Consider the following 23,647-nt stretch of genomic DNA (forward strand, 5'->3'; position numbering starts at 1 on the left):
GACGGTGACCTTAACCCGACTGGGTGGGTGGTGTCAGACCCGACCGGCGAGACGCCGCCGCCGCGCCACCTCGGCCAGCAGCACGCCCGCCGCCACCGACGCGTTGAGCGACTCCACGCCCGCCGCCATCGGGATCGACACCGTCGCGTCGCACGTCTCGCGCACCAGGCGCGACAGGCCCCGGCCCTCCGAGCCCAGCACGATCACCAGCGGGTCCGCCGCCAGCGCGAGCTCGTCGATGTCCACCGAGCCGTCGGCGTCCAGGCCGACCAGCATCATGCCCTCGTTCGCCCACGACTTGAGCTGGCGGGTCAGGTTGGTCGCCACCGCGATCGGCAGCTTCGCCGCCGTGCCCGCGCTCGTCCGCCACGCCACCGCCGTCATGCCCGCGCTGCGCCGCTCCGGCAGCAGCACGCCGTGGGCGCCGAACGCGGCCGCCGAGCGGATCACCGCGCCCAGGTTCCGCGGGTCGGTCACGCCGTCGAGCGCGACGAACAGCGGGACCTCGCCCGAGTTGCGGGCCGCCGCCATCAGGTCGTCCGGGTGGGCGTACTCGAACGGCGGAACCTGCAGGCCCAGGCCCTGGTGCACGGCCCGGTTCGTCTTGCGGTCCAGCTCCTCGCGCGGGATCTCCAGAATCGAGATGCCCTTGTCGCCGGCCAGCCGGACGGCGTCGTTCACGCGGTCGTCGATCTCGATGTTCAGCGCGACGTACAGCGCGGTCGCGGGGACGCCCGCGCGCAGCGCCTCGACCACCGGGTTGCGCCCGGCGATCAGCTCCGGCTTGTCGGCCTTCTTCTGCCGCGCCTGGTCGCGCTTGGCCTGGGCGTTGTTCTGGCGGTAGGCCTTGTGCCCGGGACGGTCTTCCGCCTTCGGGGTCGGGCCCTTGCCTTCGAGGGCCTTGCGGCGCTGACCGCCCGAGCCGACGACGGCACCCTTCTTGGTGCCCGTCTTGCGGATCGCGCCCTGGCGCCGCGAGTTGCCTGCCATGGTGAAAGTTTCCTTGCTGTGTAACGGGATCAGTCGGACTTGACTGTCCACTGAGGACCGTTGGGGGTGTCCTCCACCACGATGCCCGCCTGCTGGAGGCGGTCACGGGCGGCGTCCGCGCGGGCGAAGTCCTTCTCGGCGCGGGCCTGCTGGCGCTCGGCCAGCAGCCCTTCGACGATCCGGGACAGCGCGTCCTTGGTGGGCGAGTCGGAACCGCCCGCCTCCGACCAGCGCGCGGACAGCGGGTCGAGGCCCAGCACGTCGGTCATCGCGCGGACGACCGCGGCGAATTCGAGTGCCTTGGAGGTGTCGCCCGCGTCGAGGGCGGCGTTACCGTCCCGCACCGTGGTGTGGACCACGGCGAACGCCTGCGGGGTGGCCAGGTCGTCGTCGAGCGCGTTGGCGAACGCGGCCGGGATCGTGCCCAGCGTCACCTCGCCCGACTGCGCGGCGCGGCGCAGGAACGTCTCGATCCGCCGGTAGCCCTGCGCGGCTTCGGACAGCGCGCCGTCGGAGTACTCGATCGTCGACCGGTAGTGCGGCTGCACCAGGTAGTAGCGCAGCTCCGGCGCCCGGTAGCGCTCCAGCATCGACGGGATCGAGACGGTGTTGCCGAGCGACTTCGACATCTTCTCGCCGGACATGGTCACCCAGGCGTTGTGCAGCCAGAACCGCGCGAAGGCGTCGCCCGCCGCGTTCGACTGGGCGCGCTCGTTCTCGTGGTGCGGGAAGACGAGGTCGATGCCGCCGCCGTGGATGTCGAACTCCGCGCCGAGGTACGCCGTCGCCATCGCCGAGCACTCCAGGTGCCAGCCCGGCCGGCCGTTCCCCCACGGCGTCGGCCACGACGGCTCGCCCGGCTTCGCGCTCTTCCACATGGTGAAGTCGCGCGGGTCGCGCTTGCCGCGGGTCGGCGTCTCGCCCTGCTGGACGTCCTCGAGGACCTGGCCGGACAGCTTGCCGTACTCGTCGAACGACTTGACCGAGAAGTAGACGTCGCCGTCCGCGACGTAGCCGTGGCCGCCCTCGATGAGGCGCTCCATCAGCTCGACCATCTGGGTGACGTGGCCGGTCGCGCGCGGGTTGATCGACGGCGGCAGGCAGCCGAGCTGCTCGTACGCCTCCTCGAAGGCGCGCTCGTGCGTCGCGCCCCACTCCCACCACGGCCGGTCGTGCTCGGCCGCCTTGGTGAGGATCTTGTCGTCGATGTCGGTGACGTTGCGGACCAGCAGCACGTCCAGTCCACTGTGGACGAGCCAGCGGCGCAGGACGTCGTAGTTCAGGACGCCGCGGACGTGCCCGATGTGCGGAACGCCCTGCACGGTGGCACCACACACGTAGATCGACGCCGTTCCGCTACGGACGGGGTGGAACTCCCGCACGCTCCGGGTCGCTGTGTCGAAAAGGTGAAGGGCCACCCTGAAAGGGTACGGGGTCGGCGTGAGCGAGGTCGCAGCCCCTAGCCGACGCCGTGCGTGCGCAACGCCGTGAGCAGGGCGTCCGGCCGTTCGGCGGTGGGCAGCGGGTCGACCAGCGCGAACTCGCAGCCGAGCGCGCGGGCGCCGCCGTCGGCCTCCTCGCTGTCGCCGACCATCAGCGTCTCGGTGGCCGGGACGCCGAGCCCCTGCACGGCCTTGCGGAAGATCTCCAGCTCCGGCTTGATGGCGCCGACCTCGAAGGACAGCACGAACTCGTCGACGTAGGCGTCCCACCCGCGCGCGGTGAAGGCCGGCCGGATGTCGAAGGCGATGTTGCTCAGCACGCCCACCTTGAGCCCCCGCTCGGCGGCGGCCTTCAGCGCGGCTTCGGTGTCCGGGTACGGCGTCCACTGGCTGGGATCGATGAGCCGGTTGTAGAGGGCCTCGGCCTGGTCGGCGTGCGGGACACCGGACTTCTTGAGGACCTCGAGGTAGACCTTCCGGTGCAGCCCGGGGTCGCGGTCGCGGTGCTGCCAGGCGTGCACGTGCTCGGCGTCCAGCTCGACGACCTGCCCGACCGGCGCGGTCATCCGGCGCATCAGCTCGGCCTGCGCCTCGATGTCGAGCGGCGTGCCCTCGTGGTCGGTCAGTTCGGCGAGCCACGACTCGTCCTGCTCGAGCCGGAAGAGCGTGCCGGAGTAGTCGAACAACACCGCCCTGATCGTCATGGGATTCAGCCTAACGGGACCGTCAGGCCGAATGCCCTGTGATGTGTTCGGGAACAACGCGCACGAGCACGCGCACGACCTCCGGCGGCTCGGGCGGGAAGGTCGTGCCGGTGTACTTGCGGGCCAGTTCGTCGTTCAGCTCCCGGCCGCCTTCGACGCTGACCTCGGCGCGGCCGCGGATCTCGACGTAGTTCTCCGGATCGGCCAGGTCGAAGACGGAGAGCGACACCCGCGGGTCGCGCCGGATGTTGCGTTCCTTGCGCCGGCCCTGGACGGTCACGAAGAGCACGGTGTCGCCGTCGCGGCGCGCCCAGACGACGGAGCTCTGCGGCGAGCCGTCGGCGTTGGTGGTGGCGAGGACGGGGTAGTTGGTGCCGTCGAGCAGGGCCTTGGTGGCTTCGTTGAACATGGTCTGGACCCTATGTGACGTTGCCCGCGATCTTGTCGGCTTTCAGTCGCACGACGACGCGCTCGGTGCTCTCGCTTTCCGGCGGTGGGTCCTGGGCGAGGTACTTGTGGCTGAGGATCTTCGGGAGGGTCTTGCCGGGGTCGGGCTCGATGGTGACGGTGCCGCGGAGCTGGGTGTGGCGGTACGGGTCGGCGGCGTCGGTGATCGAGACGCTCACGCGCGGGTCGCGGCGCAGGTTGCGGACCTTCCGGCGGTCTTCGGTCGCGCTGAAGACGAGATCGCCGTCGTCGAGGCCGACCCAGACGACGGAGGTCTGGGGGCCGCCGTCGGGATCGAGGGTGGCGACGGTGGCGAAGTTCTTGCCGTCGATCAGCGCGCGGACAGCGTCCGAAAGGGTGAGGGCCATATCACGCGAAACCGGCGCGGGCTGGGCCCTATTCCGGGTGGGCCCACCCTGTTGGCAGGTTCCGGCAACGGTGGTTGCCGATCCCGCGCCGGTCGCCTTCGGTGCAGTGAATGACTCATTACTGGCGTCCGGTGCAGTGAATGGGTCATTCACTGCGCCGGGTTCGGGCCTGCGCGGCCGGCGTGGGCGGGGTCCCGAGCGCCCCAATGTGGCCTTCGGTGCGTAGGACGCAACCAAGGCGGCATTCGGTGCGTGAGACGCAACCAAGGCCGCCTTGGGGCGCTGGCGAGCCGTCAACAGCGCGAGCCTGGACGCAGTGAATGACTCATTCATGTCGTCGGATGCCAGGAATGAGTCATTCACTGCGTCCGAAGCGCCGGCGGGGACCTAGTCCGCAGCGAGCAGGAGTGCCGTCGCGAAGGCTGCGATGCCCTCGCCTCGGCCCGTCAGACCCAAGCCATCCGAGGTTGTCCCCGACACGCTCACCGGGCCGCCCACCGCCTCCGACAGCACCTTCTGTGCCTCTTCGCGCCGCTTCCCCACCCGGGGCGCGTTGCCCACGATCTGGACCGACGCGTTCCCCACCCGCCAGCCGGTCGCCGAGATCAACCCGCGGACCTCCGCCAGCATGTCCGCTCCATGCGCGCCGTTCATGCGGGGGTCGCCCGTGCCGAACACCGCGCCGAGGTCGCCCAAGCCCGCCGCCGACAGCAGGGCGTCGCACAGTGCGTGGGCTGCCACGTCGCCGTCCGAGTGGCCCGCGCAGCCGTCCACGCCCGGCCACAACAGCCCGGCCATCCAGCACTCGCGGCCCGCTTCGACCGGGTGGACGTCGACCCCGTTGCCGATCCTCACAGCGTCTCCTCGTTCTTCGGTGCCGCCGCGATCGCCTCGGCCAGGGACAGTTCGAAATCGGTCGTGACGCGCATCGCGTCCGGGTGCCCGGGCACCGTCGCCGCGCCGGTGACGTCCCACGGCTCGGCCGACCGGAAGGCCTCGAGCGTGTAGCCGATCGGGGTCTGGGCGGTGCGCAACCGGTTCCGGTCCTCGGTCCCGGCGATGAACGAGGCGTTGGTCACCTTCACCGTGTCCGCCATCGGCAGCACCGGTACCACGATCGGGGAGTCACCGACCGCGTTGATGACGTCACGCACGGTTTCCGCAGGAATGAAGGCCCGCAGAGCGTCGTGGAGGAGTACAACTGTGTCACGGGCAAGATCGGGCTCGACCGCGGCGAAGGCCTGCCGGGGCGAGCCGGTGACGACCCGGCAGCCGAGGCCGCGAACCGCCTCGGAAAACGAAAAAGCACACCGCTGGGGGGCCGCTACGAGCACCAGATCGATCTCCGGTACGCCGAGCAGCCCCCGCACGGTGTGCGTGAGTAGCGCCTCACCATGGACCGGCGTGAGAGCGAGCTCTCCGTCGGAGGCATGATGTGCGACGGTCACGATCACGACGACGTTCATCGGTTCGCGATCGTAGAGGCACCCACCCGCCCGTCGGGCAGGATGCCCTGGGCTAGACCGTCGCGGTTTCCAGAACTTCGTCGAGGAGGACTTCAGCCTTGTCCTCGTCGGTGCCCTCCGCGAGCGCGAGCTCGCTGACCAGAATTTGCCGCGCCTTGGCGAGCATGCGCTTCTCGCCTGCCGAAAGCCCGCGGTCCTTCTCTCGCCGCCAGAGGTCGCGCACCACTTCGGCCACCTTGTTCACATCGCCGGAGGCGAGCTTCTCGAGGTTGGCCTTGTACCGACGAGACCAGTTCGTTGGTTCCTCGGTGTGCGGAGCACGCAGAACGTCGAAGACCTTGTCCAGTCCTTCTTGCCCGACGACATCGCGTACGCCTACGATCTCGGCGTTGTCAGCGGGCACGCGAACCGTGAGATCCCCTTGCGCGACCTTGAGGACGAGGTACTTCTTTTCCTCGCCCTTGATCACGCGGGTCTCGATGGCTTCGATGAGTGCGGCACCGTGGTGCGGGTAGACGACGGTCTCTCCGACCTTGAAAACCATGTGTCCTCTGCCCCTTTCGCTGACTCCATCCTATCACGGTCCGCCAGTGCCCACCTAGCGGGCCGGACTCGTCCTCGCAGGTCAGCGGCCTGAGCGGGGGTTGACAAACGTCCGACCCCCATGCTCATGCAGGTGACCGGGACGGGTTTCGCCGGCAAACGGAAATCCTTTGTAGACGGTTGATCTTGGGCGCAACGCGGACCGGTTCTGCCCGGGAGATCGCCCCCGGCTAGTCTTCGCGGGGACGAGGCCGTGAAAAGGGAAGGACTGCGACGTGAGGCTGCAGAATCGTCGCGTGCTCGGCGCGGGCGTGCTGGCGCTCGGTGCCGCGCTCGTGCTCGCCGGGTGCGGGGCCGGCCAGATCACCCAGACCGACACGCAGCAGCCCGCGGTCAACGGCACGCATGCCCAGGTCAAGACGATCGTCCTGCGCGACGTCGCGGTGCAGTACCCGACGTCCGGCCCGGGCTACCCGGCCGGCGCGACCCCGGCGCTGACCCTGACGATCGTGAACCAGGGCACCCAGGACGACTCCCTCGTCTCGGTGACGACCGAGGACGGCGCCCAGGCGACCGTCGGCGGTTCGAAGGCCGTCGTCGCCGGGCACTCCCTGGTGATCGGCCCGGAAGACGCCGTCGAGTCCACCAACGAGGTGCAGACCACATCGCCGGCCACGCCGACGTCGTCCACCCCGCCTTCGAGCCCGACCGCCACCAAGTCGGAGACCAACACCCCGGGCAGCCTCACCGCGACGTCCACCTCCGAGGTCCCGTCGACCGGCCCGGCCGCGACGCCGACCCAGCCCGAGGTCGTCGGCAAGGGCACCGTGACGCTCGCCGCGCTGAAGCAGCCGCTCTGGCCGGGCCAGACCATCAAGGTCACCTTCGTCTTCCAGGGCGCCGGAGCGGTCACCGTCGAGCTGCCCGTCGCGGCGCCGGCGCACGTCAAAGAGTAGGTCCCCGGTTTTGTCGGTGGTCGCCGATAGCCTCGCGGGGTGAAGAAGGGGACCACCTACCGCTGCGCGAGCTGCGGGTACGAAGCGGCCAAGTGGCTGGGCCGGTGTCCGGAGTGCCAGGAGTGGGGCACCCTCGAGGAACGCGGAGCCCCGGTCAAGCCGGCCATCCAGCGGGTCGCCGCCGGGGCGCCGAGCGCGCCCGCGCGGCCGATCGGCGAGGTCGACGTCGAGGCGGCGCGAGCCCGCCGCACCGGCGTCTCGGAGCTCGATCGGGTGCTGGGCGGCGGCCTGGTGCCCGGTGCCGTGGTGCTGCTCGCGGGTGAGCCCGGTGTCGGCAAGTCGACTCTGCTGCTCGAGGTCGCCTACCAGTGGGCGAAGACGGTCGACCGCTCCCTGTACGTCACGGGCGAGGAGTCCGCGGGGCAGGTCCGGTTGCGCGCCGAGCGAACGGGCAACGTCCACGACGCCATGTACCTGGCCGCCGAGAGCGACCTGTCCGCCATCCTCGGGCACATCGACGACGTCAAGCCGGGCATGCTGATCGTCGACTCGGTGCAGACGATGGCGTCCCCGCAGGTCGACGGCTCACCGGGCGGGGTGACGCAGGTCCGCGCGGTGACGTCCGGGCTGGTCGCGGTGGCCAAGGAACGCGGGCTGCCGGTGGTGCTGGTGGGGCACGTCACGAAAGACGGCTCGGTGGCTGGCCCGCGCGTGCTGGAGCACCTGGTCGACGTGGTGCTGCAGTTCGAGGGCGACAAGCATTCGACGCTGCGGATGCTCCGCGGCATCAAGAACCGGTTCGGCGCGTCCGACGAGATCGGCTGCTTCGAGCTGCAGGAAGAGGGCATCGTCGGGGTGCCGGACCCGTCCGGGCTGTTCATCAGCCGCACGGCGGAGCCGGTGCCGGGCACGGCGATCACGGTGTCGATGGAAGGCAAGCGGCCGCTGCTGGGTGAGGTCCAGGCGCTGGTGTCGTCGACGTCGGCGCCGCAGCCGCGCCGCGCGGTGAGCGGCCTGGACTCCGCGCGGGTGGCGATGGTCCTGGCGGTGCTGGAGAAGCGCGGCGGGCTGAAGCTGGGCGACAAGGACGTGTACACGGCCACGGTCGGCGGCATGAAGATCACCGAGCCGGGGATCGACCTGGCGCTGGTGCTGGCGTTGACGTCCTCGTTCGAAGACGTGGCGCTGTCGCCGCGGCTCGTGTCGGTGGGCGAAGTGGGGCTGGCGGGCGAGATCCGCCGGGTGCCGAGCGTGGGACGCCGCCTGGCGGAGGCGGCCCGGCTGGGCTTCACGCACGCGCTGGTTCCGCCGGACTCCGGGAAGCCGCCGGCGGGGATCCGGGTCTTGGAGGTGGCGAACGTCGCGGACGCGCTGAACGCGGCCAGTCACGCCCGCTGATCACCCCGAGGTCGGGGTGATCGCGAACGAGTAGACCGTCTCCAGGTCCTGGACGAGCTGCGGCGAAACCGGGGTGGTGGTCGTCGTGGCCGGTGGACCCGCGCCGCCGCTCGATCGAGGCGGATTCTTGGACGTGCTCGTGGCCACTTCGCTGCTGCGGGTGGTCACCGGTGTGGGCGGGAACCTGCCGTCCCAGGACAGCAGCTGTGCTGTCGCCGGGTCGAGGAAGAGCCGCTGGCCCGTGTCCTTCGTGCCCAGGATCGTGGCGGCGCGGCCGTCCCTGGTCCGGCCCGGCACCACGAACGCGCCGGTGACCCCGCCGAACGCGTCGCGCAGCGCGAGCCGGACGTCCTTGCGGACCAGGCCGGTCTCCAGCGCGGTCCGCACCATGTCGAGCGCTTCCGTGGCGGTGTGCGCCTTCCCGTCGTCGTGCACGCTGACGGTGTCGAAGTTCAGGCGCTTGGCCAGCTTGCCCCGGTCGGGGGTGAGCGAGGCGACGAAGTCCGCGTCCGGGGACAGCCAGTTCTGGAACGGCGTGTTCCACGTCGGGGCGGTCTGCCCGCCCAGGTTCTGGCCGGTTCCGAACCGGCCGCCCGGGCCGTACTCGTCGAAGGGCAGCTGGTTCACCTGGACGTGCTTCGGCTCGTCGGGGCCGCGGACGGCGCCCGTCCAGCTCGTGCGCCGGTGCCAGACGCCGGTGGGGTCGGCCGGGATCCACAGCTCGACCCGCTGCTGGATCATGACCGGCTTGTCCTCCAGGATCTCGGGCAGCCACGAAAGCCGCTGCGCGTAGTGGAACTCGCCGCGCGCCAGCGGGCGGTCGATGTCCTGGAGCGTCGCCGCCGGCCGTGCCGGCTCCGAAGGCGGTGTCCTCAGCGAGGTGACGATCGCGAGCCCGCCCACCAGCGTGACGACCGCGGCGGCCACCGCGATCCACCGCCAGGTCCCGGACCGGCGCGGCTGGGGCGGTGCCTCCGAAGAGCCGGCCGCGGCCATCAGGGATGCGCGGGCGAAGGCCAGCCCATCGTCCTCGTCGAAGTCGCCGTGGAGGTCCGAGAGCGCCGCGTCGAGTTCGGCGTCGGACCAGATCTTCCGGACGTTGTCTTCACGCAAGGTCCTGCACCTCCTCCTGAGCCGGGGCGTTCGTCCTGAGCCAGCGTCTGATCCGGTGCAGCCGGGACCGGACGGTACCCGGCGGGATGCCGAGCGCCTCCGCGACCTCGGCCGGTTCCAGACCGGCCCACGACACGAGGAGCAGCGTGTCGCGATCGGCGGGGCTGAGCTTGGCCAGCGCACCGGCGAGCTGGGCAGCGCGCACCTGGGCGTCGACCTGCTCGGCGACGCGGCCGTCGTGACCCGCGTGGCTGGTGTCGCCGGCGCGGGCGAGCCGCGCGGTGGCCTGCAGGCCACGCAGCTCGGAGCGGATGTGGTGGCGCAGCAGGTTGGTGGCGATGCCGTAGAGCCACGATCGCGCGGTGCCGAGCTCGGGCCGGTAGCTCTCGCGGCGCCGGAGCGCGACGAGGAAGGTCTCGGCGACGAGGTCGTTCGCCGGTTCGGTACCGACCCGCCGGGCCAGGTACCGGCGCAACGCCGCGGCGTGGGCGTCGAAGAGCCGGCCGAACGCCGGCCCGGGCTCGGCTCCGCCCAGGTCCGGGCGGTCGTGCCCCCAGATCTCCGATCCCTCGTGGATCACCTGCATGCCCCCAGTTGCCCGCAGCCCCCGCCGGCGTTCACGGTGAACGTACGCGAGCGGGGATTCGATGATCATCCGATGTGTGGTGGACTCCGGTGGGCAGCGGGTGGTGCCTGCCTGCGGCTTGACCTACGGCTTTCCGGCGGCGTTCCTCGTCCGGAACGACGACCGAGCCCCCGAGTGGTACGCGACGCGTGCGGCAGGACGCACTTCGGGCCTTCGCCCGGCAGGCGCAGGCCCGGACCAGTCCCCTCCCGGTCGACGCGACGCCTTCCTTCGTGGCCGAACTCGACGCGCTCTTCGCCGCCGGGATGGACGACCGCCACGGGGCTCGTTTCGCTGCCCGCGGTCGCGAGTGCCACCACCGAAGCCGTGCTCAACGTTCAGTACCAAGTGCAGGAGACCGGGTACTGCTGGGGCCCCGCCGCCACGCGGATCGCCCTGTCCGTGCGGACCGGGGGCCTGCCGAGCCAGGGCACTCTCGCGTCCCGGCTCGGCACCACCACTGATCCCGCCGAAGGGCTACTCCGCCTAGATCCCCAGCAGTCCCCAATAGACCGCCCAGGGGACGAACACCACGCCGCCGGCCAGCGAGACCGCGAGCCGCGGGGTGCGGTGCCGCCACCACGCCACCGCCGTGCCGATGGCGGCGGCCACCGCGCCCAGCGACAGCAGCTGCAGTGCCAGCCACGGCAACGGCCGTCCCGCGAGCACCGGGCCCAGGTTCCGGCCCGTCGTCACCTGGATCAGCACGTCGAACGCCAGGAAGCCCAGGACCGCGAGCAGCCCGGTCGTGGTCAGCCAGCGTGCCGAAGCGGCCGAAGGACCACGCCGGAACAGCGGGTAGAAAGCGAACGCCAGCACCAGGAACAGCAGCACGGCGAGCTGGAGCCAAGTCGACTCGTACCAGGCCAACGAGGTCACGACCGTGCTCGGCCGGTCTTGAGCCGGTGCCGCATCGGCGGAAGACGCGGCGGGCGGATCGTGCACCCACGTGCCCACCAGTTCCAGGTAGCCCGGCGCATAACCGGGCAGCTTGTCGTAGCCGTCCGTGGTGCGACGCAGCTGGTGCTGCGCGTCCGGGAAGACCCGCAACGTGTAGCGCGCCAACGAGTCCCGGAAGATCTGCACGGCTTCACCCGGCGGCGTCAGGACGTCCTTCGCGCCCCACAACCCGAGCACCGGCTGACGCAGGCTCTTCAGCACCGCCACCGGGTCGTAGTGCGCCTCCGGGAACACGTCGCCGCCGACGAGCTGACGCATCATCGTCGACGACGCCATCCGCACCATCGAGCCGTCCATTCCCAGGCGCCGCAACTGGTTCTCGATCGCCCACGCCTGTTGCCGCGACGGTTCGACGCCGTTCGCCCCCAGCGTCACGACGAAAGCGACGTCAGCGGAACGAGAAGCCGCCAATGGCGCGACCCAGCCTCCTTCGCTCAACCCCCAGACGCCGACCCGCGCCGGATCGACCTCAGGCCGCTTCCGCAACGCTTCGACCGCCGCCAGAGCGTCGTCGGCGAGGGTCGAGTACGACCGCGAGAACTGCGAGTAGCCCTCGGTGCGCTTGTCGTAGATCAGTGTCGCGATGCCCTGCCGCGCAAAGGCTTCCGCTTCGAAGCGGTGGTCGTTCCGGGTGTGTTCCCCCGACCCGTCGACCATCACCAGGCCCGGCAGCTTCGTCCCGCCGGGTGGCGCGACGACGGTGCCGCGCAACGTCACCCCGCCGTTCGTGAACGTCACGTCCGCGCTGTCCGCCGCCGATGCCGGTGGCGCCCCCGCCGTGACGGCCAGGATCACCCCGGCCAGTAGTAGAGCCCCTCTTCGCATGTGAGATCCCCTGTCATGTCATTCCCCTGGTTCCGGGAACGCGAGCAGGCGCACGAGCACGCGCCGCGCTTCCGGTGACCGGTCGTCCTCGGCTCGCCGGTACCGGCGGAACAGCTCCATGTAGTCGTCCCAGAACTGCTTCAGCTCCTCGGCGGTGAGCCAGGTGCCGCCGCGCGCGTAGAACAGCGCGTCCGGCCAGTCGCCGGGCAGCTCCGCACGCTTTTCCGTGAACCGGTTGAGCTTCTCGAGATCTTCCTCGAACCCCTGGCGCTGCATGTCGTCGAACAGCACCCGGGACTCGGCGCTCTGCTCGCTGCGGCGCGGCCAGCGGATGTCCCGCGGCCGCGTCCGCCACCACCGTTCCTTGCCCCGCGCGAGCTCCGGGACGTCCTCGACGAACCCGAACCGCGCCAGCTCCCGCAGGTGGTAGCTGGTCGCGCCGGTGTTCTCGCCCAGGGCTTGGGCGAGTTTCGTGGCTGTCGCCGGCCCGGCCGACAACACGCCGAGTATCCGGCGGCGCAGCGGGTGCGTGACGGCCTTGAGGGCGTCCGGGTCGAGCTCTTCCGGTGGTGGAGCGCTGGTCATGACCCCAAGATAGCCGTGCAAAGGAAATCATGCAAAGAAATCTGTGCACGTGGGATTCCCGAGCTGTCGTACCCCGCCCTTACTATCCGTGCCCATGTGGTTCCGAGGGGTCAGACGTCGTGGGTGAGCCGAACCTGCCCGCCCGGCAGATGGGGCGCCAGCTCAAGCGCATGCGCGAACGGCTCGGCATGACGCAGGACGAAGCCGGCGCGCCGTTGCGCATGTCGACGAGCAAGATGTCCCGCATCGAGATGGGGTACCTGCCGCCCTATCACGACTTCCGCGCGCTGCTGGACCGGTACAACGTGGTCGTTTCGGACTGGGACGAGTACATCTCCGCTTACGACCGCGCGAAGGAGAAGGGCTGGTGGCACCACTACGGCGTGGGCAATCGCGGGTTCCTGCCCATCGAGGCCGAGGCGAGCAAGGTGCGGGTCTTCCAGTTCGGCTACATCCCCGGGCTGCTGCAGACCGAGGCGTACATGCGTGAGGTCTTCGCCGCGGCGCGTGTGCAGATGAAGCCGAAGGTGCTCGAGAACCAGGTCACCGTGCGACTGCTGCGGCAGACATCGGGGCCTACCCCGGTCAGTTCGGCAACCTGATCGTCGCCAGTTTCAACGACTCGGAAGAGCCTGATATCGCCTACGTCGAGCACATCTTCGGCTCGGTTCACGTTGAGAAGGAGGCAGAAGTCTCCGCTGCTAGGCTGGCCTTCAAGGATTTCGCCGATCGGGCCCTGGATGCGGAGGATTCGATCGCGCTGATCGAACGGCTCTGAGCGGAGGCTGCGAATGTCCACTGTAGACACACGGTGGTTCAAGAGCAGCTACAGCGGTGATGGTCAGGGCAGCGACTGCGTCGAGGTGTCCGTGAACGCGCAGGTGGCCGTTCGGGACTCCAAAGCGCCCGAGGGCGAACTCCACCTGAGCGCCGCCGCCTGGTCGGCTTTCCTCACCAAATCGGGTGATTGCTGAACTTCCGGAGCGTCTGCATCGACGGCCGCACGTAGAATATCCCCGCCAGGAACCCCACGGTGGCGAAGGCGAACGTCGAGAACGTCGTGAGCAGGTCCGGCGCTTGGACGTGCGGGCTGTCGCGCCACACCCGGAACACGATCGGGACCGCGAACGACCCGAGGATCAGCACGAGCGTCAGCACGTACGTGAACACGAGCGCGTTGCGGGCGGACGCGGCGATCGCGACCACCAGGTAGTCGCCGCGCAGGCAGCGGCGGGACGAGAGCACCAGCACCGCGATCGCCAGCACGCCCAGCGGCGGCAGGACCGTCGCGGCCTTGCCGACCAGCGCGTCCGGGAAGGCGTGGCCGTGGACCACGCCCTGCAGGAACGTCGTCAGCCCGAACAGCAGCACCATCCCGGCGATCATCGAGCAGCCGACGACCACCGAGCCCCAGCGCACCCGCTCCGCGAACCGGGGTGGCAGCGGCACGAACTCGACCTGTCCGAACGTTCCCTGCATCCACCACCTCCGAACGCCGTCAAGGCCACCTTACGGGCGTCTGACGCCTGCAAGGTGGCCTTGACGGCAGTTCGGACCGAAAGGGCTAGCCGGCCGCCAGCAAGTTGGCGCACCGGATCAGCCCGATGTGCGAATAAGCCTGCGGATGATTGCCGAGGGACCGCTCGGCGATGGGGTCGTACTGCTCGGGCAGCAGGCCCGTCGGGCCGGCGGCCGCGACGATCTGGTCGAACAGCTCCTGGGCCTCGGTGCGCCGCCCGGTGAGCAGGTACGCCTCGATCAGCCACGCCGCGCAGATGTGGAAGCCGCCCTCGCCGCCCGGGAGGCCGTCGTCGCGGCGGTAACGGTACACAGTGGACCCACTGCGCAGCTCCGCCTCGATCGCGGTCACCGTCTGCTGGAAGCGCTCGTCCGCCGGGTCGATCAGGCCGGTGAGCCCGACGAACAGCGAGGCCGCGTCGAGGTCCGTGCCGTCATAGGCCGTGGTGAAGGCCTGGACCTCGTCGTTCCAGCCGTGGGTGAGGACGTCGTCCTTGATCGCGTCACGCAGCGACGGCCACTGGCCCGGCACGTCGCGGCCGTACTGCTCGCCGAGCTTGATCGCGCGGTCGATGGTCACCCAGCACATGACGCGGGAGTAGACCCGGTGGCGCGGCACGTGCCGCTCCTCCCAGATCCCGTGGTCCGGCTCGTTCCAGCGCCGCGTGACGGCTTCCGCCATCGCGCGGACCATCTGCCAGTCCTCGTCACGCAGGTCACCGCGCGCGCCGGCGAGCGTGCCGACCAGCTCGACGACCGGGCCGAAGACGTCCAGCTGCACCTGGTGGTTCGCCAGGTTGCCGACGCGAACCGGGCGAGAACCGGCATAACCGGGCAGTGACTCGATCACGGCTTCGGCGCCGATGACACCCCCGGACAGGGTGTACAGCGGGTGGAGCCGCTCGGGGCCGGCCAGCGTCGCGAGCACGCCGTGCAGCCACTTGAGGTAGCCCTCGGCCTCCTCGAGCGAGCCCAGGTGCGCGAGCTCCCGCACGGTCATCGCGGCGTCGCGGATCCAGCAGTAGCGGTAGTCCCAGTTGCGGACGCCGCCGATCTCCTCCGGCAGCGACGACGTCGCCGCGGCCAGCACGCCGCCGGTGTCGGTGTTGACCAGGCCGCGCAGGGTCAGCGCCGAGCGCAGCACGAGGTCGGTCTGCACCTTCGGCAGCTGCAGCTTCGACGTCCACTCGCTCCAGTAGCGGCCCGCGCGGTCGCGGCGTTCCACTTCGGACAGTTCGTGGTCGCCGAGGTCGGTGGTGCCGCAGCGCAGCTCCAGCACGACCGGCTGGGTCGGCGTCGGCTGGACCAGCGCCGTCGCGGTGTCGTGGAGGCCGTCGGAGGTGAGGGTCCACTCGACGCCCGGCGAGTAGAGCACGAACGGCTCCGACGTGCCGAGCACCCGCAGGCCGCCCTCGACGATCTCCAGCTTCACCGGCACGCCGCCGAACTCGGGACGCGGCGCGAACTTGACGCTCGCCGCCGCCTCGCCCGAGATCACGCGGACCAGGTCCGTCCGGTGCTGCGGGCTCTCCGGCTCGAGGTAGTCGGTGACGAGCAGGCGCGACCAGCGCGTCTCGACCGTCATCGTGTTCGGCAGGTAGCGCTGGCCGAGCGGGAGGCCGTTGCGGTGGGGCTTGATGGAGAAGTGACCGGCCCCCTCGCCGCCGAGCAGGTCGGCGAACACCGCGGGCGCGTCCGGGCCCGGGTGGCAGAGCCAGGTCAGCTTGGCGTCCGGCGTCAGCAGCGCGACCGACCGCTCGTTGGCCAGCATTGACAGCCGCTCGATCGGCGGGGCCGACTCGCCGTAGAGCCAGTTGCGCCGCTCCTCCAGCAGGAAGCCGAGGACCAGCGCGACGTCGACGGTGTCGGGCACGCGGAAGCCGGCGAGCGTCTCGCCGTCACCGACCTTGATGCCCAGGTCGGGGCCGGAAAGGCGGGCGAAGGCCTTCTCGTCGGTGACGTCGTCGCCGAGGAAGATCGCCGCGGTGGCGCCGACCTGGTGGCGCAGGATGTCGAGCGCGCGGCCCTTGTCCGTCTGGACGACCGCGAGCTCGACCACCTCCTTGCCGTCGGTGGTCGACACGCCCTCCCAAGTGGACGGTCCGGAGTGGACGGCCGCCAGCACGCGGCGCCCGGCCTCGTGCTCGGCCCGGCGCACGTGCACCGCGATGCTCGCCGGCTTGACCTCCAGGGACACGCCCGGGACGTCCAGCACGAGCTCTTCGAGCTCGGACTCCAGCCGCCGGTGCAGCTCCCGCGCCTTCTCGTCGAGGGCGTGGATGAAGCCGATGTCGAACTCCGAGCCGTGGCTGCCCACGAGGTTCACCTCGGAGGGCAGCCGCGAGAGCGTCGCGAGGTCACGCAGGGCGCGGCCGGAGATGACCGCGGTGGTGGTCTCGTGCAGACCGGCGAGCGATCTGAGGGCCCCGACGGACTCCGGCAGCGGGCGTGCCTCGTCCGGGTTGAGCGTGATGGGTGCCAGCGTGCCGTCGTAATCGCAGGCAACCAGCAGACGCGGAGTACGGGCGATCTGGACGATCGCGCGCCGTAGCTCGGCGGGCAGGGCCTCGGCAGTCAACACTCCTCCTCAGGAGCTCGTGCATGGTCGGGACTATGTCAGTCGACCGCTTCGGCACCCAATGCTTGGAGGAACGAGCGCGCCCATCGATCGACGTCATGAGTGAGGACCTGGCGACGCATGGCGCGCATCCGGCGACGGCCCTCAGCCGGGTCGAGCGTAATGGCAGCTACCAAAGCGTCCTTCACCCCGTCCAGGTCGTGAGGGTTCACGAGGAATGCGCTAGAGAGCTCGGCGGCGGCGCCGGCGAACTCCGACAGCACCAGCGCGCCCCCGAGGTCGTGCCGGGCGGCGACGTACTCCTTGCAGACGAGGTTCATGCCGTCACGCAGGGGCGTCACGACCATGACGTCCGCGGCGGAGAAGAAGCCGGCCAGCTCGGTGCGATCGACCGATTGGTGCAGGTAGTGGACGACCGGGTGGCCGACGCGGGAGAACTCGCCGTTGATCCGCCCGACCATCTGCTCGATCTCGCCGCGCATCCGCTGGTAGTGCTCGACGCGTTCGCGGCTGGGGGTGGCGAGCTGGACGAACGTGACGTCGTCCGGCTGCAGCCTGCCCTCGTGCAGCAGCTCGTGCAGCGCCTGCAGGCGCAGGTCGATGCCCTTGGTGTAGTCGAGGCGGTCGACGCCGAGCAGGACCGTCTTGGGGTTGCCGAGGTCGCGCCGCAGCTGCGCGGCCCGCTCCTGGACGCCCTTCGTGCGGGCCAGGGTGTCGAGCCCGGCGGCGTCGATGGAAATGGGGAAGGCGCCGACCCGGACGGTCCGGTCGCCGACCTGCATGGTGCCGGGCCGCGACCGGACGCCGACCGCGCCGCGCGTCGACTCGAGGCCGATCAGCTGACGGCACAGCCAGAGGAAGTTCTGCGCCCCGCCGGGGCGGTGGAAGCCGACGAGGTCGGCGCCGGTGAGGCCGCGGATGATCGCGGCGCGCCACGGCATCTGCATGAACAGCTCGACCGGCGGGAAGGGGATGTGCAGGAAGAAGCCGATGCGCAGGTCGGGTCTGAGCTCGCGCAGCATCGCCGGCACCAGCTGCAGCTGGTAGTCCTGGATCCAGACGGTCGCGCCCGGGGCGGCGACCTCGGCGCTGGCCTGCGCAAAGCGGCGGTTGACCTTGACGTAGCTGTTCCACCACACGCGGTCGAACACCGGGCGCTCGACGACGTCGTGGTAGAGCGGCCAGAGCGTCGCGTTGGAGAAGCCCTCGTAGTAGTCGCGGACCTCGTCGGCGCTCAGGGAGACGGGGTGCAGCACGAGGCCGTCGTCGTCGAACTCGTCCACGTCGACGTCGGGGATGCCCGGCCAGCCGACCCAGGCGCCCTTCCGCGAGCGCAGGAACGGCTCGAGGGCGGACACCAGGCCGCCCGGGCTGGCCGTCCAGCGGCGTTCGCCGTCGTTGCTGCGTTCGAGGTCGACCGGTAGCCGGTTCGCCACCACGACGAAGTCGGCCTGGTTCCCGTTCTCCTTCTTGTCACTCACGTCTGCTGCTCCTCGCGTCCTGGGTCGCGGCCCCAGAGTGAAACCCTATCGCGTGAGCGATGAACAGCCGGTGACCGCCGGGTTACTCCAAGCTTCGCTCGGTCGGTTCGAGCGGACCAGCCATGCGTGGTCCGGCGAACCGCCGCTCGAGCCTGCCCAGACCGGTCCGTACCGGCTGGGCGAGCCATTCGCCGAGTACCACGCCCGCTGCCAGCGCAAGCCCGATCGCGACGGCCGTCATGAGCGTCGAGATGTCACCACTGGGCTCGACCCCGATCTGATACAGACCACGGTAGGTCGAAAGGCCCGGAAGCAGCGGAGTGATCCCGGACACGGCGACCACCAGTGGAGTAACGCCGAGTCGCCGAGCGAGCACGCCGCCGCAGAAACCGACGAGTGTCGCGGCGATCGCGGACGAGCTGACGCCGTCGAGCTGGGCCAGCATCAGGCTGCCGTAGACGGCGGCGCCGATGGCCCCGGCGGCCGCGGCGACCAGCATGGCCCGCATCTTGGAGTAGCTGGCGAGCGCGAAGCAGGCGGCGGCGCCGGCGCCGCCGAGCACGACGAGCGGCAGCTGCTGCGGCGTCGACCCGCTGACCTCGGGCAACGGCGTCCGCGGCAGGCCGAGCATGACGGCGATCCGCAGGGCCAGCACGACCCCGGCGATCAGGCCGGCCGACATCAGCGCGGTTTCCATGGTGCGGCCGGCGGCGGTGACGTTGTAGCCGGTGATCGCGTCCTGCACGGCGGAGACGGTGGAGAGCCCGGACAGCAGCACGGTGACCGCCGCGGCGACCACGAGCGTCGGCTTGTCGGTGGTCAGGAGGTTGCTGCTCACGATGGCCATCGCCGACAGCGTCGCGACGAGCCCGCCGATGACCTGCTGGAAGAAGAACGGCAGGCCGTACCGGTTGACGAGCCGCCCGATCCGGTCGATGACCCCGCTGATGACGAACGCGACGAGCGCGATGTCGAAGCCGCCCCCGAGCAGGATGGTGATGAAGGCGGCGACCCCGCCCCAGGACAGCGTCGCGACCCAGCGCGGGTAGGGGTGCGGCGCCTGCGTGATCCGTTCGAGCTCGGTCTGCGCCTGCTCGGCCCCCATGTGGCCGCGGACGATCTTCCGGATGAGCTTCTCGGTCTCGGTCAGCCGGGTGTAGTCGAGGCTCCGGCTCCGCACGACGCGCAGCGCGGTGACGGGCGAGAGGTCGCTGCCCCGGTGACAGGTGACCGTGATCGAGGTGAAGATGACGTCGACCTCGCAGTGCGGCAGCCCGAGCGCCCCGGCGATGGCGATGATGGTGGCGGTGACGTCGGAGGCGCCGGCCCCGCTCGACATCTGGACCTCACCGATCCGCAGGGAGAGGTCGAGGACGAAGTTGACGGTGGCCTCGTCGGGCAGCTGAGGCCCCATGGCCTCATCGGCGTCGACGGCGGGGAACTCACCGGTGGGAGCCTCGAGCACCTGCCACGGGCGGCGCTTGAGGAGGTTCGGTCGGTGGATCCGCGGTTTCTGCTGAGGAGGTTCGAGCAGGGGCCATCTGGTCGTGGTGCCCCCGTTGGTGCGCTCGTTGATCTTCAAGATCCACCTCCTCGCTCTTCTCTCTCCTCACGGCACATCGACCGGGGTGTGCCCACCGTTGCAGTGGCGTGCACCACGTTGCTCCATAGTGGCCTGGAGCTGGGGATCGTGCCTATCGAGAGGATCTTGGCGAGGGCCCGATACACTGGGGTCGGCGCCTCGGGCGCCAGGCCGCTATAGCTCAGCTGGTAGAGCATCTGTCTTGTAAACAGAAGGTCAGGGGTTCGAGCCCCCTTGGCGGCTCAGCTTCGACCGGGGAGTCTCCGTGTCGGGAGACTCCCCGGTCGTCTTCTGTCTCGGTTGCAGTCTCGTTCGGCGGTTTACGCCGGTGCCTGCTGAGAGCGGCGCTAACGTGCGCCTCGCGGCAGTGGAAAAGACGGGGGCCAGATCCAGCAGAACGCTCGGATCAACAAGCTTTCCGACCGGCTCTTCGATGACTACGTAGGTCGCTTACGCGCACTGCCATCGTGATCGCCAGTTCAGCAACCGGGGGTCCGGAAGTGGTTCCGAAGGTCTGTCCACCCGAAGGTCAAGGGTTCGAGCCCCCTCGGCGGCTCAAGTGAAGGGCACTGCGGAGTGTGCGGGGACGGGGCCCTGGGCGCCCGCCCCCGCACGAGGGTGCTGCCGAGTCAGTTGCCCTGGCTGGTGCCGCCGTCGGTGATCGCGCTCGCGGCGCAGTTGTACGGGCTCTCGCCGTCGGCTTCGTGCTCGCCCGGCGACAGGATCGGCACGCCGATGCCGTTGAGCGCGTCGCGGACCGGGACCTGGACACCGAGGACGTTGACGTCGTTGCCGCAGATGCCCGGGGCCACGTCGACGTTGTGCAGGACGTCGGTGTTGTTCAGGTTGACCAGGCCGGCCTGACCGGAGTCGTCGACCGGGGTGTCGGCGGAGGCGATCCCGCCGGTGAGGAACGCGCCGGCGGCGAGGGCGGCGGTGATCAGGCCGATCTTCTTGATCATGGGGATCTCCTCGGGTGAGAGCGAAACGGGATCGACGACGTCGGATGACTGTGGGAAAGCGTCGTCGGTGGGGAGGGTGCACGCCGCGGCCGCGATTCACGCACGGATCCCCCGATCGTGTTGCGGGAAATCGTCGAAATCTTATCGCGTTGTAGCTGCATCGGGTGAATCGACGCCGTCGCACTCGTTCTGTTCCCGTTTGCCCGCGCGGACGAGTTTCCGCTGGTCGGCGGTATGGACATGGGGCTCGAATGGGCTCCTTCCGGCTCTCGGAGTGGGGTAAAGCGGAAGTGGTGAATGGCGGCGGTTATGGTGGAACGGCCGAATCGGCGTGATTGATCGCCGAGGGCAGAAGAGCCGGTGAACGGACGGGATCGAGATCGTGACGAGTGCGGCGAAGCGGGGAGGCGACCGGGTGAATGCCCGTCGGATCCTCGCGCGTGCGCTGGTCGTGATCGGCGGCGCTGCCGCGGTCTCGGCGATCGCCTGGCTGAGCGCCACGGCGTCGGCCAGCACCGTCACCCAGGACGTGGACGGGCCGATCGGTTCCGTCGTGACCACCGTCGGCGATCCGCGGCCGCCCGTGCTTGCGCAGGTGGCCGGTGCCGTCCCCGTCGCACGGCACGCTGACGGCGCGGCGACGTCCGCTCTCGCCCAGGTGCGTGACTTGTCCGAAGCGGCCGCGCAGACCGAGGCGCTCGGCGCGGGCGCGTCCCACGCGGTGGCTTCGGTTCCCGCTGCCGTCCTCGCGGTCGGACGCGTCGCCGTGGCGGCGACCGACCTGACCGATTTCGTGGCGCAGGCCGACAAGCCGAGTGACCACAACGAAAACTCGCCCGCCGGTTCGGCCTCCGCAGGACCGGGCGACAGCACGCCCGCGCCGGCGGACAGTGGCCCGCGGGAACGATCGGCCGGTTTCTCCCCGGCGGCGATGCCGGTTCACGCGGCCACCGCACGGATCGCCGGTCAGCCGCACGCCGACTCCCGGTCCGAGCACGGCGCGGGCGGGCTCCCCGGACGATCGTGGCTGCCGTCCTGCGTGGTCCCGGCCAATGCCGGTTTCACCGCCGGCCACGACCACGGTTGCGGTGACGCGGTGCAGGCCCCGGCCGCGGACCACCCGCAGCCGGCGAAGTCCCGGAACGGCGTGCTGCGCCGAGCGGTGACGTCGACGGAAATCCAGCCCGGTACCACGCCGGACTGACGCGCCTTCGGGCCCGCAAAACCCGCGCCGGCGGTTCGCCGGCCCACATCGGGTGTTCGTCCCGGCGTCATTTCCTATGCATTCCCTCCGGGGAAGCCTCGATTACCGGCGCTTCTTTGATTGCGCCCAGTCAACCATTTGTCACTTTCCCTTGTATCGATCGAAGGAGTATTTGTCATGCGCATCCAGACGAAGCGGACCCTGCAGGTGGCGTTGGCCAGTGGCGGCCTGCTGATGGTGGGCGGCGGCAGCGCCTTCGCGGCGGAGACCGTCGCCCCCGAATCGTCCGTCTCGCCGCTGGACCAGGTCGTCACCAGCCCCGGGCTCCACGACGCCGTCGACACGGTGAACGGGTCCACCGACGGCCTTCAGCCGCTGCGGGAGGTGACCGGCGTGGACCCGCGGCACCCGGTCCAGGCCCTCAAGGCGGTGCTGCCGGTCACCCCGCAGGCCAACCCCGCGGCGGTGCTGCACGCGGTGCCGGTGCACCTGCTCCAGCGCGACCCGGCGCCGAGCGCCGAGGTCAGCGGCGAGCAGCCGGAACAGGACCTCAACGCGCCGCTGGGCAGTGAGCTGGCGGCCACCGACCTGCCGATGCTGCCGGTCGCCGTGCCGCTGACGGTCGTGGCGCCGGACCTGACCGCGCTCACGCCGGTCGACGGCCGGCTGCCGGTGCGGGGCACCGTCTCCACCCAGCCGCTCGACCCCGAGGCGGGCACCCGGGTCACGGGCCTGCAAGCCGCGGCCCCGGCCGAGTCGGTTCAGCCGGCGGCGCCGGTCCAGTCGCCCGCGATGCCGGTCGACGAGCAGCGCGCGGACACGCCCGCGGCGGGGCTTCCGCTGGTGGGCGGGCTGCTGTCGAGCGCCAATCTCCCGGCGCTGAACGGGGTCCCCGACGTGACCCGGCTGACCTCGCTCTCCGGCCTGACCCAGCTGGCCGGGAGCACGCCGCTGACCCGCGGCGGGCGCTACAACACCGCCGCGGTCACCGCACCGGTGACCCAGCACGGTCCGGCGACCCTCGAGTCGGTGACCAGGCTCTTGGGTAAGTAGTCACGCTGATTCACCTTCAGGGCCGGACGCACTTGGGCGTCCGGCCCTGATTCGTTTCCAGGCTGGTGACGACCGATCCCCGCGCCAGGCGGCCAAAGCGTCGTCGGGCTGGCCGGGGATGAACAACCCCGTACGGGTCCGCGGTCGGCGTCGCGTGACCACCGCCTTGCGGGCCCGCGGCGGAAGAGGCGAACCGCGGACTCAGGACGCCTTTTCGGTCAGCCAGCCGGCGCTTCCTCCTCGTTCACCGGCCGCAGCCGTTGCCAGCCACCGCCCGAGTCCGGCCACGGCTCGTCCGCCGTGTCGAGCGGTGCCCAGCCCGGTGGCCAGTGCGAGCGGCTCGCCGGGCGGACCCACGCGCGTCTGAACATCTTGAGACGTCGCCCGGCCGGTCCGGTGAACGTCGCGTCGTGGAAGCGGGCGTTGCCCGTGAACACGGCGCCGTCGAAGCGGACGTCCTGCTCGAACTGCGTCTGGGTGAACCAGACGTCGCCCCGGAAGGCGGCCTCGCCGAACCAGGCAGTGCCGCGGAACCGGGTTCCGGTGAAGCGGGCGTCCCCACGGAAGGTCGTGCCCCGGAACCGGACCCAGCCCTGGAATTCCGCGGCCCGGAACCGGGCGCCCTTGACGAAGGACGCGTCGCTGAACCTCGCGCTGCCGGTGAACTTCGTGCCGTCGAAGCCGGCTCGATCGAGGACGCCGTGCCGCCCAGGTTGGCGTCGCCCTCGAACTTCGCGTCGGTGAACAATGCCGACCGGACCCGGCAACGTACGAACTCGAACTCGAAGAGAGTCGCGCCCCGCAGGTCCAGTTCGGTGTCCGGCCAGAAAGCACCGGCGTCGGATCG

At 70.5% G+C, this 23,647-nt stretch carries 25 protein-coding genes, 1 tRNA gene and 1 pseudogene; 9 read left to right on the forward strand and 18 right to left on the reverse strand.

What is annotated here, in order from left to right; genetic code table 11:
* Positions 1–33: 33 nt before the first annotated feature.
* The 8 genes from rlmB to ACZ4TR_RS04600 form a co-directional block, all read right to left on the reverse strand.
* Positions 34–990 (reverse strand): 23S rRNA (guanosine(2251)-2'-O)-methyltransferase RlmB, encoded by a 957-nt coding sequence (rlmB, locus tag ACZ4TR_RS04565; protein WP_465285730.1) that lies wholly within the window; start codon positions 988–990, stop codon positions 34–36.
* A 29-nt stretch (positions 991–1,019) separates the two neighbouring features.
* Positions 1,020–2,408, reverse strand: coding sequence for a cysteine--tRNA ligase (cysS, locus tag ACZ4TR_RS04570; protein ID WP_465285731.1), 1,389 nt, complete (start codon positions 2,406–2,408; stop codon positions 1,020–1,022).
* A 41-nt stretch (positions 2,409–2,449) separates the two neighbouring features.
* Complete coding sequence (locus ACZ4TR_RS04575; RefSeq protein ID WP_364517188.1) at positions 2,450–3,136, reverse strand: HAD family hydrolase; 687 nt, start codon at positions 3,134–3,136, stop codon at positions 2,450–2,452.
* A 22-nt stretch (positions 3,137–3,158) separates the two neighbouring features.
* Positions 3,159–3,545, reverse strand: coding sequence for a PPOX class F420-dependent oxidoreductase (locus ACZ4TR_RS04580; protein ID WP_364517186.1), 387 nt, complete (start codon positions 3,543–3,545; stop codon positions 3,159–3,161).
* Between the two features lie 10 nt (positions 3,546–3,555).
* Positions 3,556–3,951: a PPOX class F420-dependent oxidoreductase gene (locus ACZ4TR_RS04585; protein WP_465285732.1), complete on the reverse strand. Its 396-nt coding sequence runs from the start codon at positions 3,949–3,951 to the stop codon at positions 3,556–3,558.
* 387 nt (positions 3,952–4,338) lie between these two features.
* A complete protein-coding gene (gene ispF, locus ACZ4TR_RS04590) occupies positions 4,339–4,806 on the reverse strand; it encodes a 2-C-methyl-D-erythritol 2,4-cyclodiphosphate synthase (RefSeq protein WP_465285733.1) in 468 nt (155 codons plus the stop codon).
* Positions 4,803–5,417, reverse strand: coding sequence for an IspD/TarI family cytidylyltransferase (locus ACZ4TR_RS04595; RefSeq protein ID WP_465285734.1), 615 nt, complete (start codon positions 5,415–5,417; stop codon positions 4,803–4,805). The genes ispF and ACZ4TR_RS04595 overlap by 4 nt, the downstream gene beginning before the upstream one ends.
* Before the next feature lie 52 nt (positions 5,418–5,469).
* Positions 5,470–5,961, reverse strand: coding sequence for a CarD family transcriptional regulator (locus ACZ4TR_RS04600; RefSeq protein WP_004559016.1), 492 nt, complete (start codon positions 5,959–5,961; stop codon positions 5,470–5,472).
* Positions 5,962–6,235: 274 nt separating this feature from the next.
* Between ACZ4TR_RS04600 and ACZ4TR_RS04605 the strand changes: the two genes are divergently transcribed.
* Together ACZ4TR_RS04605 and radA are read left to right on the forward strand one after the other, a co-directional pair.
* Positions 6,236–6,916 (forward strand): hypothetical protein, encoded by a 681-nt coding sequence (locus ACZ4TR_RS04605; RefSeq protein ID WP_465285735.1) that lies wholly within the window; start codon positions 6,236–6,238, stop codon positions 6,914–6,916.
* Positions 6,917–6,955: 39 nt separating this feature from the next.
* Positions 6,956–8,314: a DNA repair protein RadA gene (gene radA, locus ACZ4TR_RS04610; RefSeq protein ID WP_364517176.1), complete on the forward strand. Its 1,359-nt coding sequence runs from the start codon at positions 6,956–6,958 to the stop codon at positions 8,312–8,314.
* On the opposite strand, the gene ACZ4TR_RS04615 is transcribed toward radA, so the two are convergent.
* Positions 8,315–9,427, reverse strand: coding sequence for a CU044_5270 family protein (locus tag ACZ4TR_RS04615; protein ID WP_465285736.1), 1,113 nt, complete (start codon positions 9,425–9,427; stop codon positions 8,315–8,317). It abuts the gene before it with no gap.
* Positions 9,420–10,013 (reverse strand): RNA polymerase sigma factor, encoded by a 594-nt coding sequence (locus ACZ4TR_RS04620; protein WP_465285737.1) that lies wholly within the window; start codon positions 10,011–10,013, stop codon positions 9,420–9,422. The genes ACZ4TR_RS04615 and ACZ4TR_RS04620 overlap by 8 nt, the downstream gene beginning before the upstream one ends.
* Positions 10,014–10,346: 333 nt before the next feature.
* On the opposite strand from ACZ4TR_RS04620, the pseudogene ACZ4TR_RS04625 reads away from it, so the two are divergent.
* Positions 10,347–10,511: pseudogene (locus tag ACZ4TR_RS04625) on the forward strand (C39 family peptidase); the annotation flags it as partial.
* A gap of 27 nt (positions 10,512–10,538) precedes the next feature.
* Here the strand turns inward: ACZ4TR_RS04625 and ACZ4TR_RS04630 are convergent.
* Both ACZ4TR_RS04630 and ACZ4TR_RS04635 read right to left on the reverse strand, forming a co-directional pair.
* A complete protein-coding gene (locus ACZ4TR_RS04630; RefSeq protein ID WP_465286295.1) occupies positions 10,539–11,807 on the reverse strand; it encodes an alpha/beta hydrolase family protein in 1,269 nt (422 codons plus the stop codon).
* A gap of 48 nt (positions 11,808–11,855) precedes the next feature.
* Positions 11,856–12,422 (reverse strand): ArsR/SmtB family transcription factor, encoded by a 567-nt coding sequence (locus ACZ4TR_RS04635; RefSeq protein ID WP_465285738.1) that lies wholly within the window; start codon positions 12,420–12,422, stop codon positions 11,856–11,858.
* A gap of 119 nt (positions 12,423–12,541) precedes the next feature.
* Here ACZ4TR_RS04635 and ACZ4TR_RS04640 point away from each other — a divergent pair, with 119 nt between their 5' ends.
* The 3 genes from ACZ4TR_RS04640 to ACZ4TR_RS04650 are packed head-to-tail and all read left to right on the forward strand — an operon-like array spanning position 12,542 to position 13,396.
* Complete coding sequence (locus ACZ4TR_RS04640) at positions 12,542–13,024, forward strand: helix-turn-helix domain-containing protein (RefSeq protein ID WP_465285739.1); 483 nt, start codon at positions 12,542–12,544, stop codon at positions 13,022–13,024.
* The gene (locus ACZ4TR_RS04645; RefSeq protein ID WP_465286296.1) at positions 13,024–13,200 is read left to right on the forward strand and encodes a Scr1 family TA system antitoxin-like transcriptional regulator; all 177 of its coding nucleotides are present in this window, start codon (positions 13,024–13,026) and stop codon (positions 13,198–13,200) included. The genes ACZ4TR_RS04640 and ACZ4TR_RS04645 overlap by 1 nt, the downstream gene beginning before the upstream one ends.
* A 13-nt stretch (positions 13,201–13,213) precedes the next feature.
* Positions 13,214–13,396 (forward strand): DUF397 domain-containing protein, encoded by a 183-nt coding sequence (locus ACZ4TR_RS04650; protein WP_465285740.1) that lies wholly within the window; start codon positions 13,214–13,216, stop codon positions 13,394–13,396.
* Here the strand turns inward: ACZ4TR_RS04650 and ACZ4TR_RS04655 are convergent.
* The 4 genes from ACZ4TR_RS04655 to ACZ4TR_RS04670 all read right to left on the reverse strand — a co-directional run bounded on the left by ACZ4TR_RS04655 (position 13,374) and on the right by ACZ4TR_RS04670 (position 19,581).
* The gene (locus tag ACZ4TR_RS04655) at positions 13,374–13,901 is read right to left on the reverse strand and encodes a hypothetical protein (protein WP_465285741.1); all 528 of its coding nucleotides are present in this window, start codon (positions 13,899–13,901) and stop codon (positions 13,374–13,376) included. The two genes, ACZ4TR_RS04650 and ACZ4TR_RS04655, sit on opposite strands and share 23 nt — an antisense overlap.
* Before the next feature lie 85 nt (positions 13,902–13,986).
* Positions 13,987–16,518 (reverse strand): trehalose-phosphatase, encoded by a 2,532-nt coding sequence (otsB, locus tag ACZ4TR_RS04660; protein WP_465285742.1) that lies wholly within the window; start codon positions 16,516–16,518, stop codon positions 13,987–13,989.
* A 38-nt stretch (positions 16,519–16,556) separates the two neighbouring features.
* Positions 16,557–17,999 carry an alpha,alpha-trehalose-phosphate synthase (UDP-forming) gene (locus ACZ4TR_RS04665; protein ID WP_364517158.1) on the reverse strand — a complete coding sequence of 481 codons (1,443 nt, stop codon included), beginning with the start codon at positions 17,997–17,999 and terminating at the stop codon, positions 16,557–16,559.
* An 82-nt stretch (positions 18,000–18,081) separates the two neighbouring features.
* Complete coding sequence (locus ACZ4TR_RS04670; RefSeq protein WP_465285743.1) at positions 18,082–19,581, reverse strand: threonine/serine exporter family protein; 1,500 nt, start codon at positions 19,579–19,581, stop codon at positions 18,082–18,084.
* A gap of 170 nt (positions 19,582–19,751) precedes the next feature.
* Here ACZ4TR_RS04670 and ACZ4TR_RS04675 point away from each other — a divergent pair.
* A tRNA-Thr gene (locus tag ACZ4TR_RS04675) sits at positions 19,752–19,824 on the forward strand.
* 386 nt (positions 19,825–20,210) lie between these two features.
* Here the strand turns inward: ACZ4TR_RS04675 and ACZ4TR_RS04680 are convergent.
* Positions 20,211–20,543: a hypothetical protein gene (locus ACZ4TR_RS04680; protein ID WP_465285744.1), complete on the reverse strand. Its 333-nt coding sequence runs from the start codon at positions 20,541–20,543 to the stop codon at positions 20,211–20,213.
* A 415-nt stretch (positions 20,544–20,958) separates the two neighbouring features.
* Here ACZ4TR_RS04680 and ACZ4TR_RS04685 point away from each other — a divergent pair, with 415 nt between their 5' ends.
* Complete coding sequence (locus tag ACZ4TR_RS04685) at positions 20,959–21,747, forward strand: hypothetical protein (protein WP_465285745.1); 789 nt, start codon at positions 20,959–20,961, stop codon at positions 21,745–21,747.
* Between the two features lie 177 nt (positions 21,748–21,924).
* Positions 21,925–22,800 carry a hypothetical protein gene (locus ACZ4TR_RS04690; protein ID WP_465285746.1) on the forward strand — a complete coding sequence of 292 codons (876 nt, stop codon included), beginning with the start codon at positions 21,925–21,927 and terminating at the stop codon, positions 22,798–22,800.
* A 218-nt stretch (positions 22,801–23,018) separates the two neighbouring features.
* On the opposite strand, the gene ACZ4TR_RS04695 is transcribed toward ACZ4TR_RS04690, so the two are convergent.
* On the reverse strand, positions 23,019–23,567 hold the full coding sequence (locus ACZ4TR_RS04695; protein ID WP_465285747.1) for a pentapeptide repeat-containing protein: 549 nt from the start codon (positions 23,565–23,567) through the stop codon (positions 23,019–23,021).
* Positions 23,568–23,647: the final 80 nt, after the last annotated feature.

The organism is Amycolatopsis sp. NPDC028719, assembly GCF_055565395.1.